Here is a 14,297-nt window from a genome sequence, read left to right as displayed (position 1 = left end):
ATTTAAAAAGCACTATTTTTGCACTCGTTTTAATGTTTTATAGTATTAAGGCAAAAAATAAAAGAATATACTGCTCAAAGCGAATCGCTAAAGGCAAAAAGCTACAAATATGCGTACAAAAACCATCAAGAAAAATAAGATTAACGTTGTTACTTTAGGTTGTTCTAAGAACATTTACGATTCTGAAGTATTAATGGGACAGTTGAAAGCCAATGGAAAAGACGTTGTTCATGAAGATCCAGAGGATGATGGAAATATTGTTGTAATTAATACGTGTGGTTTTATTGGTAAAGCCAAAGAAGAAAGTATTGATACTATTTTACATTACGCAAAAAGAAAGGAAGCAGGAGAAATTGATAAAGTTTTTGTTTCTGGTTGTTTAAGTGAACGTTACAAACCAGACTTAGAAGCAGAAATTCCGAATGTAGATCAATACTTTGGAACGCATGATTTGCCTAATTTATTAAAGGTTTTAGAAGCAGATTATAAGCACGAACTAATTGGAGAACGTTTAACAACGACACCAAAGCATTACGCCTATTTAAAAATTGCAGAAGGTTGTGATAGACCTTGTTCTTTTTGTGCAATTCCTTTAATGAGAGGAAAACACGTTTCTACACCTATTGAAGATATTGTTACAGAAGCAACAAAATTAGCAGAAAAAGGAATTAAAGAAATCATGCTAATCGCACAAGATTTAACCTATTACGGTTTAGATATCTATAAAAAAAGATCATTAGCACAATTATTAGAAGCGCTTGCCAAAGTAGACGGAATTGAATGGATTCGTATGCATTATGCTTTTCCTACTGGGTTTCCTATGGATGTTTTAGAGGTTATGAAACGCGAACCTAAAGTGTGTAATTATTTAGATATTCCTTTACAACACATTAATACAGAGTTGTTAAAATCGATGAAACGAGGAACAACACATGAAAAAACAACGGCATTAATTCATAAATTTAGAGAAGCTGTGCCAAAAATGGCAATTAGAACTACGCTAATTGTTGGGTATCCTGGAGAAACAGAAGAAATGTTTCAAGAATTGAAAGATTGGATAGAGGAAATGCGTTTTGAACGCATGGGAGCTTTCGAATATTCTCATGAAGAAAATACAAGTGCATATCTTTTAGAAGATGATGTGCCTGCAGAAGTAAAGTTTCAAAGAGTAAATGAAATTATGGAAATTCAATCTCAAATTTCTTGGGAATTGAATCAAGAAAAAGTGGGTAAAACATTTAGATGTTTGTTCGATAGAAAAGATGGCGAGTTTTTCTACGGAAGAACAGAGTCTGATTCACCAGATGTAGACAATGATGTAATTGTAGATGCTAAGGAACATTATATAAAAATTGGCGAATTTATAGACATTGAAATTCATGAAGCTGGAGATTACGATTTATACGGAACCCCAGTAACCAAAGTTGAAAAGCCAATTTCTTTACATCAAAAAAGAAAATAAATAATAAAAATCCTACTTTATGTAGGATTTTTTTATGCAAATTACTACGATGAAAAACACCTATTTTAATTGGAGTTCTGGTAAAGATTCTGCCTTGGCCTTACATAAAGTACTACAAGACCCCACTTATAATTTAGATTTATTGGTAACTACGGTAAATAAAGATTTCGATAGAGTTTCTATGCATGGCCTTAGAAATGAATTGTTAATCGAGCAAGCCAAATCGATAGGAATCAATTTAAAAACCATAGAATTTCCTGCGGATGTTACCATGGATTTGTATGCTGAAATTATGAAAGATGCGATGGCTTCTTTAGTTGAAAAAGGATATTCACATAGTATTTTTGGTGATATTCTTTTAGAAGATTTAAGAAATTATAGAGATTCTAAATTAGCAGAAGTTGGTGTTATAGGAGTGTATCCTCTTTGGAAAACTGACACAAAAGAAGTCTTACAAGAGTTTTTAGATTTAGGATTTAAAGCAATTACCGTTTGCGTAAATGCGAAGTTATTAGGCGAAGAATTTGTTGGTCGAGTTATAGATGAACAATTTATAAAAGATTTACCAGATAATGTTGATGTTTGCGGAGAAAATGGCGAATTCCATACCTTTGTTTTTGATGGGCCTATTTTTAAAGAACCTGTTCACTTCTCTATAGGCGAAAAAGTAATGCGATCCTACACATTGCATGACAATGAAGATGACAATTGTCATCAACCTAAAAAAGAAGAAACAAGTCACGATACTGGTTTTTGGTATTGCGATTTATTACCTAATTAATTTAGGATAAAATCCTTTTAAGAGTAAGCTCTAAATTTATTTTAGAAGCAATAAATCCGCTCAATAGAGCGGATTTAATATAGTATTCGATTCTTATTTTGTTTAAAACAAACCGTTTATTTGAGCATCTATACGATCTATAACATAGCCTAAATCTTCTTGGTTGTCTACAAAATCTAAATTATCAACATCAATTATTAATAATTTTCCTTTAGTGTAAGTAGAAATAAACGCTTCGTAGCGCTCATTTAATCTACTTAAATAATCGATAGAAATAGAATTTTCATATTCTCTACCACGTTTGTGAATTTGCCCTACCAAGGTAGAAATATCTGCACGTAAATAAATTAATAAATCGGGCGGTTTTACTAGGTTTTCCATCAGTTCAAATAAAGAAGAATAGTTGTTATAATCTCTATTTGTCATTAAGCCCATTGCATGTAAATTAGGTGCAAAAATATGTGCATCTTCATAAATGGTTCTATCTTGGATAATGTTTTTACCAGTTTCTCTTAGTTCTAAAATTTGTCTGAAACGACTGTTTAAAAAATACACTTGTAAATTAAAAGACCAACGTTCCATTTCTGTGTAGAAATCATCTAAATACGGATTCTCATCTACAGCTTCATAGTGAGGTTCCCATTTGTAATGTTTCGCTAAAAGTTTGGTTAGCGTGGTTTTACCAGCGCCAATGTTTCCTGCAATTGCAACGTGCATATTTATAAAGTATAAGGTTAAAAAGGTGCATAAAGGTACACAAAATTTATAATTTGAAAAGTAATTAACAAATCAATTTATAACCAAAACCTCTCACGTTTAAAATCTGAATGTTTTGATCTTTGTTTAACTTCTTTCTTAATTTAGAAATAAAAACATCCATACTTCTTGCGTTAAAAAAATCGTCATTTCCCCACAATTTATTTAAGATAAAAGTTCTGTCTAAAACCTCATTTTTATTTTCATACAAATAAAATAGTAATGCTGCTTCTCTGTGTGTAAGTGTTTGTTCTTCGGTAGAAAAAGTAAGAGTTTGCTTTGTTAAATTAAAGGAATAATTTCCAATGATACGATTTTCAGAATTGGTTTTTAACGCAACTCTATGCAGCAAAGACTTTATTCTAACAATTAACTCTTCCATAGAAAAAGGCTTTTTTAAGTAGTCATTTCCACCATGTTTAAATCCCTCTAAAACATCACTTGTTTGAGATTTTGCAGTTAGAAAAATGATAGGAATTGCTTTGTTCTCTAACCTTATTTCTTTTGCCAATGTAAAACCATCTTTTATTGGCATCATTACATCTAAAACTAAAATATCTGGATGCTTATCTTTGTAAAACTCTAAAGCTTCTTTACCATTTTTGGCATGAAAAACGGTGAAACCTCTAGATTCTAAACTCTCTTTTACAATCAGTCCTAAACTTGCTTCATCTTCAGCTAAAAGCACTTTTATATTATTCATTAGGCAAGGTTATTTTAAAAATTGTGCTATTTTTTGTTAAAGATAAAGTTAAAGTTCCATTGTGTTTTTCTATGATTTTTTTACTGTAATACAAACCAATTCCAAAACCTTTTACATCATGCGTATTTCCTTTAGGAATTCTATAAAACTTATCAAATATTTTTTCTTGCTGATTTTTATCAATTCCGTAACCATCATCTGCAACAGAAATTTGGGTGGTATCTAAAATTAAATTTACATTAATCTCTATGTTTTTTCCACCGTATTTTACAGCATTATCAATTAAATTAGAAATAGTATTTTCAAAATGAAAAAGATCTATATGTAAGTAAATAGGTTGTAGATTATAAGAAAACGTAATTTCTTTTTCTGAGTGCAAAAACTGATGCTTAGCCACTAATTTTTTAATAGTTTCAATAATATTAATGGTTTCTTTTTTTAAAATTAATTGTTCACTATCTAAGGTGGCAGTTTCTAATAATTTTTCTACCATTTGATGCAATTTCTTCAATTGAACCGAAGACATCGAAAGGTATTTCTTCGTTTTCTTTTTATCTTCTAAAACATTAAAATTTTCAATGGCTTCAATAGCGGCAGAAATTGTGGCAATTGGAGTTTTAAACTCGTGTGTTATGTTGCTAATTAAATCGTTTTTTATAGTTGCCAATTGTTTTTGTTGATTGATGATTTTTAATAAATAAAACAAACTAGAAATTACACCTAAAGACAATAATAACGACAAGAAAATTCCGAAAGAACTTCTCTTTAAAGCTTCGGTAGTCGGATTGTTGTAAAGCAACTCAAAAGCTTCATCTTCTCTAACAAAAGTAGATTTAGAACTTACAGAAAATGCCTTAAAATTTAAAACAGAATCTTTTGTTTGATGAAATAAAGTGTCTTTTTTTAGGTGATGAAAGCTGGTCTTTAAATCAAGGCCTTTTTTCTTCAGTTGTTTTTCTATAAGAGAGTCTATTTTTTCATATTCGACAGATTGATCTAAAAAAGAAATAAAAATTGGTTTTAAATTGGTTAAGAACTTTAAACTATCTGCAGCTTTTTTACCTTGAAAGTATTTTACATTGGTTTTAGATGTGTCGGAATTTAATGTGAATCCCTTTCTTTTATCTGTAAATTGCGTGGACACTTTTTTATCGTCAATTCGTTTTATTTCTTTAGTACCTTGATGAGCATCTTGGTCTAAGTTAAATTTAGAAACAAAATCTTTTGTAGAATTCATTAAAGAATCTCTTGCTTCTTTAGACATGTTTTCATCTGAAGTAAACTTTAAACTCGTAATGGTTATGCTAGGTTTTTCCTTCTCAGAAGTATTCTTTTTTAACTTATTTAAAATTTTTCCAAAGGCACTTTTTTCTAAAGTTTTTTCACCACCACCACCATCATCATACTTATTTTTAATGATTGTTAAGAAACTACTTTTTGCCAAAGAAGAATAATATTCTTCTACAGCGTTGTCTAAACTCAGTTGAATTTCATTAGTTACTTGTCTTTTTATTTTCTTCATAATTTTTGAAGTTCCAATAGAATTGTATGGCAATAGTTGCAACAATTGTTGTTAGAATAAAACATAAAAGCCAATGATGTTTTTTAGTTATCATATTACAAATATAGTTGCTGCAAATTATAAAAGGAACTGGTTAACACTCGTTAACACTTGTTAACCTTAAAATATAGTTTTGGTTTGCATCTTTGTAATGTAGCAATTAAAATAATACTTTATGAAAAAATTATGTACCTTATTATTACTTATTTCTTCAATATGTAGCTACAGTCAAGAGAAGAAAACAGCTGTTTCAGACACAAAAAACATAGAAACTAAAGGAACCTCTTTAAAGTTTTCTTCGAATTCTGTAAAAGAATTAGAAAGCATCGAATGGAACGATCTTAAAAGTGTTTTTGAATCGAACAATGAAGATGAAATTGTAAATCTAATTTTTGAAATTGATTTAAATGAGTCTGAAAATAAATTCAAAGGATCTTTTACCGTGTCGGGAAAAACTAAAAATATTGATGCTTTAATTGTAAAAGCAAAAAAGATGGTAAAAGGATTAATTAACATAGCTAAAAATTATAAAAACAACTAAATAATGAAACTAATAATTACAATAACTTTATTACTATTCGTGCTTTCTTTAGTTGCACAAGATTTTCAAGGAAAAGCAACTTATAAAACACATAGAAAAAACTCTTTTAAAATAAAATCGATTAATGGATCTTCTTCTAATGACAAGTTTCAAAAAGAGATGGAAGAAAAAATGAAGAAAATGTTTCAAAAAACATATACTTTAAATTTCACAAAACAAGAATCTATTTACAAACAAGAAGCAACTTTAAAAACACCACAACCGCAAGCTGGTGGTATAAATGTTCTTTCTTTTGGCGGTGGCGGAAATAATAGTATTCTGTATAAAAATAGTAAGGAGAAAACGTATGTACACCAAACCGATATTATGGGAAAAGCATTTTTAATAAAGGATAAATTAAAACAGCTAGATTGGGAATTAACGTCTGAGACTAAAAATATTGGGATTTACACATGTTACAAAGCAGTTTATTCTGTAGCGGTTGATAAAGTGCGAATGAAAATGGTAAATAATGAACTAAAACAAACAAAAGAAAAAGTAAACAAAACAACTACAGCATGGTTTACAATGCAGATACCTGTTAGTAACGGACCTGATAGTTTTGGTGGTTTACCTGGTTTAATATTAGAAATAAACGATGGTAGTCTCACAATTGTTTGCACGGAAGTTATTTTGAATCCGAAGGAAAAAATATTTATTGAAATACCAAAGAAAGGAAAAAAAGTAAACCAAAGGAAGTTTGATGAAATTCAGGAAGAAAAATCTAAAGAAATGATGGAGCGCTTTCGTTCTAAAAGAGGAACTAGTAAAGGCAACACGATCGAAATTAATTTTGGAGGATAATTTTTGCTTTTTATGCAGCAATTAAACTATTACGTTTTTTTTAAGTCTAAGAAACAACGTTTGTAACTATTTCGGATACAAATTAGATAAAAAAAACTTATGAAACCATTATTTACATTATTTCTAGCACTGGTAACCGTATCTACTTTTGCTCAAAAAGACTTTCAAGGAAAGGCAACTTTCATGTCTAAATCTACCATAGATCTAGATAATTTTTCTAGAAACGGACAAATGTCTGAGGCTAGAAAAAAGCAAATTGGAGAAAGAATGAAGTCTATGTTAGAAAAAACATTCATTCTAACTTTCGATAAGACGTCTTCGATCTATAAAGAAGATGCAAAATTAGAAGCGCCAGGTGCTGGTGGTGGTTTTAGATTTGGAGGTTTATCTGGCGGCGGAACAAAATATAAAAACACCAAAGACTTAATAGCTTTAGAGTCTACAGAATTTTTTGGTAAAAATTTCTTAATTTCTGATGCAATGGAAAGACCAGAGTGGGAGCTAGGAAGTGAGACAAAGAAAATTGGAGAATATGTTTGTTACAAAGCAACACTAACTAAAGATGTAAATCCTTTAGATTTCTCAAACTTTAGAAGAGGGAATGACGAGGATAATAAAAAGGATGAAAAGGTTGATGAGGCGCCAAAACAAATTGTAATAACAGCGTGGTACACACCACAAATTCCTGTAAGTAATGGTCCTGGAGAATACTGGGGTTTACCAGGTTTAATTTTAGAAATTAACGAAGGTAGAACGACTATTTTATGCACAGAAATTGTTTTAAATCCTGGTGAAAAGGAAGCAATTGAAGTGCCAACAAAAGGAAAAGAAATAACAAGAGAAGAATATACTAAAACCATTACCGAAAAGATGAAAGAAATGAGAGAAAACTTTAGTAGAAGAGGCAGAAACGGTGGAGGAAGAGGTAGATTTTAAATCAAAAAAAACAAAAAAGAACAAATATAATTACACAATGAAAAAAATACTATTATTACTAACATTTTTAATGTTTTCATTAGTTTCTAATGCACAAATAACGCTTACAGGTGTTGTAAAAGATAGTATTGGCGAACCTTTAGAAATGGCAAATGTTTTGGCCATAAATAAAATTACCAAGAAAATGTCTTCTTATGGTTTCACGGATGTAAAAGGGAAGTATAAATTAGATTTAGACAAGAATAGTACGTTCGATATTAAGATAAGTTACATCGGTTTTAAAGCTGCAGATTTTGTTATTGAAACTAAAACAGCAAATATTAGTAAAGACGTAATTTTGAATGAAGATAATTTTTTAGATGAAATTACTATTGTCTCTAAAATGCCAGTAACCATAAAAGGAGATACAATTGTGTACAATGCAGATTCTTTTAAAAACGGATCGGAAAGAAAGTTAGAAGATGTCTTAAAAAAATTGCCAGGTGTAGAAATTAACGATGCTGGTGAAATTGAAATTGAAGGAAAAAAAGTCGAAAAATTAATGGTCGATGGAAAGGATTTTTTTGACGGAGATACAAAACTTGGTGTAAAAAATATTCCTTCGAATGCTGTTGATAAAATTGAAGTTTTAAGAAATTTTGGTGATGTGAGTCAGTTAAAAGGAGTGCAAGACAATCAAGATAGAGTTGCTATCAATATCAAATTAAAAGAAGGTAAAAAGAACTTTTGGTTTGGAGATGTAACTGCTGGTGTTGGAAACGCTACAGATGAAAATTTATACCTTTTTCAGCCAAAATTATTTTATTACTCACCTAAATACACTTTAAATGTAATTGGAGATGTGAATAATATGGGTGAAGTTGTTCTAGATAGAGGAGATATTAGAGGGTTTAGTGGCGGTTTTAGAAGTCAAAGTCCTTCTAACGGAACAAATATTAGTTTGGCAAGTGCAGGTATTGGTTTTTTATCTGCAAGTAGTAGAAATGCAAATAAAATTGAAACAAAACTAACCGCTTTAAACTTTAGTTACTCCCCAAATAAAAAATTAGATGTAAGCGGGTTTCTTATTTTTTCTAGTAATAAAAATGGTCAGAAGAATAACAATAGCATAGATTACGTAGATCCTATAACTCCAGATGACTTTATACAGAGTTTAACAGATCAAACCAGTAATACAGGATTGTTTAAATTTAGTGCGAATTATAAAAAAGACATCAATAATCAATTAGATTATGATTTTATTGGTCGTTTTTCAAATGAATTTAGAACAGATGCTGTAAACTCTCAAGTTTTAAGTGTAAGTGATATTTCAGAAACAGAAAGAGCAACGCCTTATACTATTAATCAGAATTTAAGTTATTTCTATACAGCAAATGAGAACAATATTTTTGCTTTGGAAGTAAAACATCAGTTACAAGATGAAGATCCTTTTTATGTTGCTTCTTTAGAAAACAATCCGAACAATAAAGATGATGCAAATAATGATGGATTTGATGATGCAGCAGAAAGTTTAGGATTAGAAAGAAGCAATTTGTTTTATAATTTAGAACAAGATAGAAAAGTAAAGTCGAATCAATTAGACGCAAAATTAGATTATTATAATGTTTTAAATTCGAAAAGTAATTTGAATTTAGTGGTAGGAACCATCTTAAGTAAACAGAATTTTGATTCTAAGTTTTTCCAAATTTTAGATAACGGAACTAATTTTAATCCAAACCCTACAATTCCAGGAAACACAGATCCAAGAACAACAAATGACACAGAATATAATTTTACAGATATTTATGCAGGTATAAGATATCGCTTAAAAACAGGTGTTTTTACATTTACACCTGGTTTTACAGTACATTCTTATTCCGTAAAAAACACACAGTATCAAACTGAATTATTAAAAGATACGTTTCAGAAGTTTTTTCCAGAGTTTAATATGATTGCTCAGTTTAAAAGAAGCGAAAGTTTGCGTTTCTCATACAAACAAGAAGTTAATTTTACAGATGTAAACCAATTAGCAAGAGGTATTGTAGCAAATAGTTATAATTCTTTTTTCTTCGGAAATGCAGCGCTATCAAATGCAAGTTTACATAACTTAAACTTAAATTATTCTAGTTTCAACTTGTTTAATTATACCAATGTATTTGCAAGGATTAATTACAGGAAAACAATAGATCAAATAAACAGGAATACAATTTTTGAACCAGGTTCTGTAGTTTCTAGTAGTACAGCTATTAACTCTCCATTGGACAATGAAAGCTTTACAGCATTTGGTAGAGTAGGTAAGACCTTTAACAAAATAAAAACCTCTTTAGGAGCAAACTTTAATTATAGTAAAACGTATCAATTTGTAAATCAGCAAGAAAATACGAATATAATTAATAGTCATTCTTATAATACAAGTATTGGTACTAATTTTAGAAAAGCACCAAATGTAACTTTAAAGTATGCAGTTCGTTTTTCAGACCAAGACAACAGTGCAAGAGCGGCTATTATAAAAGGAGTAACACATGAACCATCCATTAGTTTCGATGCTTATGTTTGGGATGCTGTAACACTGCGATCAGATTTTTCTTACAATGAAGTTAGACAAGACGGAAATAAGCAAAATGCATTTAAGATCTGGGACACAACAATTGCTTATAGAAAAGATAAAGATGCAAAATGGGAATACGAATTGGTGGGAAGCAACCTTTTAGGAACAGGCTCTAAAACAAGTGTTAACAATGGTACTATTTCATATGCTATAAATGAGACTTTTATTTTACCAAGATTTGTAAGTCTTAGGGTACGTTATCAATTATAAATTAAAACAGACTTTTAATATAAAATGGCTCAAGAAATTGGGCCATTTATTATTTACTTTATTATTTTAGCCGAATGAGTGTAGTAACAAATAAAACATTTTTTTCAGCATTTTTAAAAACAATAGGGCTACTTTTTTTTTACATTCTTATTGGTTTATTCATAGATAGCGTATATGTAACTGAAAATTATGGAGATTTGCAATGGTTAGCAAATACAATTATGGTAATTGTATTTACCATAACTTGTTTTAAAGTTGCACCAAGAATTAGAGAGCAACTAATTTATGCCGTTTTAATTGGTTTTGTTGGAGAGTATTTATTTTCTGTTGTAATGGGTATGTATACTTACAGGCTAGAAAACGTACCATACTATATACCAATGGGACATGCTTTGGTGTATGCAGGTGTTTTATTTTTTATGAAAACATCTTTTTCTAAAAAGAATACCAAAAAGTTAGAGAAAATAATAACAATTATCATTATAATTTATGCGACAGTATATCTAATTTTTAGAAATGATGTTTTTGGCTTTGTAATGACAATTGCAACCCTTTTAATTTTGATTAATAAACCTCGTGAACGATTGTTTTATTTAACAATGTATTTGTCTGTTGCTTTTTTAGAAATAGTTGGTACAAGTTATCAGTGTTGGTGGTGGCCAACTACGGCTTGGGGCATTTTCGATTTTTTACCAAGTCATAATCCGCCTAGTGGTATTAGTTTTTTCTATTTTTTACTCGATTTAGGAGTCTTATGGTTGTACAAAAAACGCCATAAGATAGCTTGGTTAAGAATGAAAAATATTAGAAAAATTCGTTTAAATAACTCTAGTGCTACAAACTAAAAGACTCTTAAGTCCGTTCTAAATAGTATTAAACTACATTTGTAAAATGTCTATAAAAGTTACATCAGTCTCTAAAACTTATAAAAATCAGAAAGCATTAGATAAGGTATCTTTTTCTGCGGATAAAGGCCAGGTAATTGGATTTTTAGGTCCAAATGGTGCAGGAAAATCTACGATGATGAAAATTCTCACAGGTTTTATAAAACCTGATGAAGGTGCTGTTTTTGTTGATGAAATAGATGTGTTACAAAACCCCTTAGAAGCACAAAAAGTGATTGGTTATTTACCAGAACACAATCCTTTATATACAGATATGTATGTAAGAGAATACTTGCAGTTTCAAGCGTCTGTTTTTAAGGTTGATAAAAGTAAGATTAAGAGTTGTATCGAAAAAGTAGGTTTAACTTCGGAAGCTCACAAAAAAATCAATCAATTATCTAAAGGATATCAGCAAAGAGTTGGTTTAGCTGCAGCTATTTTACACAATCCCAAAGTATTAATCTTAGACGAACCAACAACAGGTTTAGACCCAAATCAATTGGTAGAAATTAGAGCACTAATAAAAGAATTAGGTAAAGAGAAAACGGTACTTTTTTCTACACACATTATGCAAGAAGTAGAAGCGGTTTGCGACCGTGTATTGATCATTAAAAAAGGAGTCATTTTAATTGATAAAAAACTAGATGAATTAAAAGAAAATCATCAACAAATAATAGCAGTTACGTTTGATAATAAGATAGAAGAACAACTTATAAATAGATTGCCAAATGTAATTTCATATAAAAATAATTACGACAATACTTGGTCTATTACTTTTGAAAGTGAACAAGACATGCGACCTGTAATTTTTGATTTTGCACAAGAAAATAGCTTGAAGATTTTAAGTCTAAATACACAAAATAAGAATTTAGAAACGCTGTTTAGAGAAGTAACAGCTTAGTTTTTTATTTGCTTGTCTTTTTTAGCGGATAGAAAGACTTAAGACATCTATAAAAATGCAAGCCACAGATACGTTATTTTAACACATGTTACATAGAAAAGACAGTGCTATGTTTTCTATGTAACGATGTGTTCTTTTTTTTAGCTTTTTGAAACTATTTCGTCAAATATTGATAAGCTTCCAACAAAGTAGGAAACACCAAGATACTTCCCGCTTTTTTTAGTTCTTCTTCAGAGTATTCTGTAGCAATTCCTATAGGAACCATACCCGCTAATTTTGCAGCTTTTGTTCCTGTCAAACTATCTTCAAAAATCCAAATATCTTTAAAATCATCTTCATTAAAACCTAATGTTTCTGCTAGTAAAATGTAGGCTTCCGGAGCAGGTTTGGGCTTTACATAATCTTCTAAACCAAAAACAGTGTTAAAGTCTAACTCTAAATGATGTGTACTGTTTTTTAAAAATGACTTTGTAGCGTTGCTTGCAATTCCGTAAGCAATCTTTTCTTCAATTAAAAAAGCCGTAAATTCTCTAACGCCAGGTAATAACTTCGGAACTTTAAAATAAACATCTAAATGTTTATCTTTTAGAGAATATAATTTTTCGGTATGATTTTCTTCACCAATAACACTACAAAAGTATTCGGCAATTATCATTGGAGATTTCCCTGCATAACTTTTAGGAAACGGCGCTATTTCTTTATTGAATAATTCTTTAAAAGCAGAGGTCCAAGCCGAATAATGACTTTCGAAACTATCTACGATAACTCCATCAAAATCAAATAAAAATCCTTTAGGTAATGCCATTAATTGTTTGTTTTTTCGTTGAATAATTCTGTTAAGTACGGATTTAAAAATTTATTAGTAGGATCTAATTCTTTTCTCAAAAGTTTAAAATCTTCCCATTTATCATAAATTTTAGAAAGTTCTGCATCTTTAGCAGCAAAACGTTTTCCCCAATGAGGTTTTCCCCCGTATTTAAGAAAGATGTTCTCAATACTTTTAAATGCTTCGTAGGTATCTGCGGTTGCGGCATTTCTTGAAACACACCCCATGGTAACCGTATCTTTTCCGTATGCATAACTTAACCAAGATGTATCTTTGTATACAAAACGAACATCCATAGGAATATGAATAAACGATTTGTTGCTCCATTTATTGATTTCAGTTTTTAATTCTTCAAAAACTTTGGGAAATACATCGAGACCAATCGTCCATTCTGCTAATTCTAATGTAGAGCCTCTAGACTTTGTAACCGTAGCTTGGTACAACGAACCTTTGTGTTCTTTTGTAGAACTAAAAAAACCTCTGTATAAAAGTTTGTTTGCAATCGCAGTAATCCATGGAAAAACATGCGTGTATTTATACAAAATTTTAGAAGCTGTTCTTCTGTGTTTTAAATATTTCGGGCCTAAATCTTCTATGATTTCTGTATTCGGATCAATTTTGTCACCCGTTATTACATACCCTCTATCAGTATGAGGAAGCCATAAAATTCTTAGAAAATCGTGTTTTTTTAAACGCTCTTTAATCTTAGGCAACCAAACAGCATCATTTTCAGGGCCTTCTTTTATATGTAGCGTATAAATTGGTTCACATTTAAAAGTGATTTCAGAAAATACACCTAAAGCACCTAGAGAAACTCTCACAGGATCTATTAACTCGTCTTTATCTGTGATTACTTTTATAGAACCATCTGCAAGTACAATGCTACATTTGGTCATATATTCACATAATAATTTGCCGCTTGTACCGTGCGTTCCCGTAGCCAAAGCACCACCAATGGTAATGGTGTTAATGTCTGGTAAACAAGGAATACACCAACCTTTCGCTTCTATTGCTTCTAGTAAGTCACCTAAGATTACACCAGATTGCACAGTTACTGTATGTTCAGCATCGTTAAAAGATAAAATTTTATTATACGTAGTAATGTCAATTAGCGTATCTACACCAGATGCAATATCTGCAGAGGATTGCTTTGTTCCAAAAAAGCGAACTTTTTCTGAATTTGTTATAACTTCTTGTAATTCCTTTTCTGTAGTAATTTTGTAGAGTGATTTGTAATTATATGTAAGATTCTCATTCCAACTTACCCAGACACCGTTTTTATTTTGTTTCATGTATTTTTTAAAAG

At 30.3% G+C, this 14,297-nt stretch carries 13 protein-coding genes; 8 read left to right on the top strand and 5 right to left on the bottom strand.

The features are described 5' to 3' along the window. Nucleotides 1-109 precede the first annotated feature (109 nt). Nucleotides 110-1,462 carry a 30S ribosomal protein S12 methylthiotransferase RimO gene (rimO, locus tag ES045_RS14440; RefSeq protein ID WP_147116990.1) on the top strand — a complete coding sequence of 451 codons (1,353 nt, stop codon included), beginning with the start codon at nucleotides 110-112 and terminating at the stop codon, nucleotides 1,460-1,462. A 49-nt stretch (nucleotides 1,463-1,511) separates the two neighbouring features. Beyond that, nucleotides 1,512-2,243 carry a diphthine--ammonia ligase gene (locus ES045_RS14435; protein ID WP_147116989.1) on the top strand — a complete coding sequence of 244 codons (732 nt, stop codon included), beginning with the start codon at nucleotides 1,512-1,514 and terminating at the stop codon, nucleotides 2,241-2,243. Between the two features lie 102 nt (nucleotides 2,244-2,345). Here the strand turns inward: ES045_RS14435 and ES045_RS14430 are convergent, their stop codons facing one another. From ES045_RS14430 to ES045_RS14420, 3 genes are all read right to left on the bottom strand, one after another. Continuing rightward, nucleotides 2,346-2,960 (bottom strand): deoxynucleoside kinase, encoded by a 615-nt coding sequence (locus ES045_RS14430; protein WP_147116988.1) that lies wholly within the window; start codon nucleotides 2,958-2,960, stop codon nucleotides 2,346-2,348. A gap of 64 nt (nucleotides 2,961-3,024) precedes the next feature. Further along, nucleotides 3,025-3,702, bottom strand: a complete 678-nt coding sequence (locus tag ES045_RS14425) for a response regulator transcription factor (RefSeq protein ID WP_147116987.1) — start codon at nucleotides 3,700-3,702, stop codon at nucleotides 3,025-3,027. Then, entirely contained in the window at nucleotides 3,695-5,224 is a 1,530-nt protein-coding gene (locus tag ES045_RS14420; protein WP_223267266.1) for a sensor histidine kinase, read from the bottom strand. Before ES045_RS14420 ends, ES045_RS14425 begins: the two co-directional genes overlap by 8 nt. A gap of 214 nt (nucleotides 5,225-5,438) precedes the next feature. Here ES045_RS14420 and ES045_RS14415 point away from each other — a divergent pair, with 214 nt between their 5' ends. From ES045_RS14415 to gldA, 6 genes are all read left to right on the top strand, one after another. After that, nucleotides 5,439-5,804: a hypothetical protein gene (locus ES045_RS14415; protein ID WP_147116986.1), complete on the top strand. Its 366-nt coding sequence runs from the start codon at nucleotides 5,439-5,441 to the stop codon at nucleotides 5,802-5,804. Nucleotides 5,805-5,807: 3 nt separating this feature from the next. Continuing rightward, entirely contained in the window at nucleotides 5,808-6,647 is an 840-nt protein-coding gene (locus ES045_RS14410; RefSeq protein ID WP_147116985.1) for a GLPGLI family protein, read from the top strand. Nucleotides 6,648-6,746: 99 nt separating this feature from the next. Then, nucleotides 6,747-7,583, top strand: a complete 837-nt coding sequence (locus ES045_RS14405; RefSeq protein WP_147116984.1) for a GLPGLI family protein — start codon at nucleotides 6,747-6,749, stop codon at nucleotides 7,581-7,583. Nucleotides 7,584-7,620: 37 nt separating this feature from the next. Then, nucleotides 7,621-10,380 carry a carboxypeptidase-like regulatory domain-containing protein gene (locus ES045_RS14400; protein ID WP_147116983.1) on the top strand — a complete coding sequence of 920 codons (2,760 nt, stop codon included), beginning with the start codon at nucleotides 7,621-7,623 and terminating at the stop codon, nucleotides 10,378-10,380. Nucleotides 10,381-10,454: 74 nt separating this feature from the next. Beyond that, nucleotides 10,455-11,225: a hypothetical protein gene (locus ES045_RS14395; RefSeq protein ID WP_147116982.1), complete on the top strand. Its 771-nt coding sequence runs from the start codon at nucleotides 10,455-10,457 to the stop codon at nucleotides 11,223-11,225. Nucleotides 11,226-11,271: 46 nt separating this feature from the next. Further along, complete coding sequence (gene gldA, locus ES045_RS14390; protein ID WP_147116981.1) at nucleotides 11,272-12,165, top strand: gliding motility-associated ABC transporter ATP-binding subunit GldA; 894 nt, start codon at nucleotides 11,272-11,274, stop codon at nucleotides 12,163-12,165. A gap of 154 nt (nucleotides 12,166-12,319) precedes the next feature. Here the strand turns inward: gldA and ES045_RS14385 are convergent, their stop codons facing one another. Continuing rightward, entirely contained in the window at nucleotides 12,320-12,970 is a 651-nt protein-coding gene (locus ES045_RS14385; RefSeq protein WP_147116980.1) for an HAD family hydrolase, read from the bottom strand. Next, nucleotides 12,970-14,283, bottom strand: coding sequence for a D-arabinono-1,4-lactone oxidase (locus ES045_RS14380; protein ID WP_147116979.1), 1,314 nt, complete (start codon nucleotides 14,281-14,283; stop codon nucleotides 12,970-12,972). The genes ES045_RS14385 and ES045_RS14380 overlap by 1 nt, the downstream gene beginning before the upstream one ends. Nucleotides 14,284-14,297 lie beyond the last annotated feature (14 nt).

Origin of the sequence: Polaribacter sp. IC073, from assembly GCF_007997075.1 — a bacterium.
GTDB lineage: Bacteria > Bacteroidota > Bacteroidia > Flavobacteriales > Flavobacteriaceae > Polaribacter.
The sequence above is the reverse complement of the archived record's forward strand: the minus strand, read 5'-3'. Positions and strand labels throughout refer to the sequence as shown.

Excerpts from the sequence above, each read along its gene's own strand:
- gldA (WP_147116981.1), top strand. The coding sequence starts at position 11,272 with ATGTCTATAAAAGTTACATCAGTCTCTAAAACTTATAAAAATCAGAAA.
- ES045_RS14415 (WP_147116986.1), top strand. The coding sequence starts at position 5,439 with ATGAAAAAATTATGTACCTTATTATTACTTATTTCTTCAATATGTAGC.
- ES045_RS14435 (WP_147116989.1), top strand. The coding sequence starts at position 1,512 with ATGAAAAACACCTATTTTAATTGGAGTTCTGGTAAAGATTCTGCCTTG.
- ES045_RS14395 (WP_147116982.1), top strand. The coding sequence starts at position 10,455 with ATGAGTGTAGTAACAAATAAAACATTTTTTTCAGCATTTTTAAAAACA.
- ES045_RS14430 (WP_147116988.1), bottom strand. The coding sequence starts at position 2,960 with ATGCACGTTGCAATTGCAGGAAACATTGGCGCTGGTAAAACCACGCTA.
- ES045_RS14425 (WP_147116987.1), bottom strand. The coding sequence starts at position 3,702 with ATGAATAATATAAAAGTGCTTTTAGCTGAAGATGAAGCAAGTTTAGGA.
- ES045_RS14385 (WP_147116980.1), bottom strand. The coding sequence starts at position 12,970 with ATGGCATTACCTAAAGGATTTTTATTTGATTTTGATGGAGTTATCGTA.
- ES045_RS14380 (WP_147116979.1), bottom strand. The coding sequence starts at position 14,283 with ATGAAACAAAATAAAAACGGTGTCTGGGTAAGTTGGAATGAGAATCTT.
- ES045_RS14420 (WP_223267266.1), bottom strand. The coding sequence starts at position 5,224 with ATGAAGAAAATAAAAAGACAAGTAACTAATGAAATTCAACTGAGTTTA.
- ES045_RS14405 (WP_147116984.1), top strand. The coding sequence starts at position 6,747 with ATGAAACCATTATTTACATTATTTCTAGCACTGGTAACCGTATCTACT.
- ES045_RS14410 (WP_147116985.1), top strand. The coding sequence starts at position 5,808 with ATGAAACTAATAATTACAATAACTTTATTACTATTCGTGCTTTCTTTA.
- rimO (WP_147116990.1), top strand. The coding sequence starts at position 110 with ATGCGTACAAAAACCATCAAGAAAAATAAGATTAACGTTGTTACTTTA.
- ES045_RS14400 (WP_147116983.1), top strand. The coding sequence starts at position 7,621 with ATGAAAAAAATACTATTATTACTAACATTTTTAATGTTTTCATTAGTT.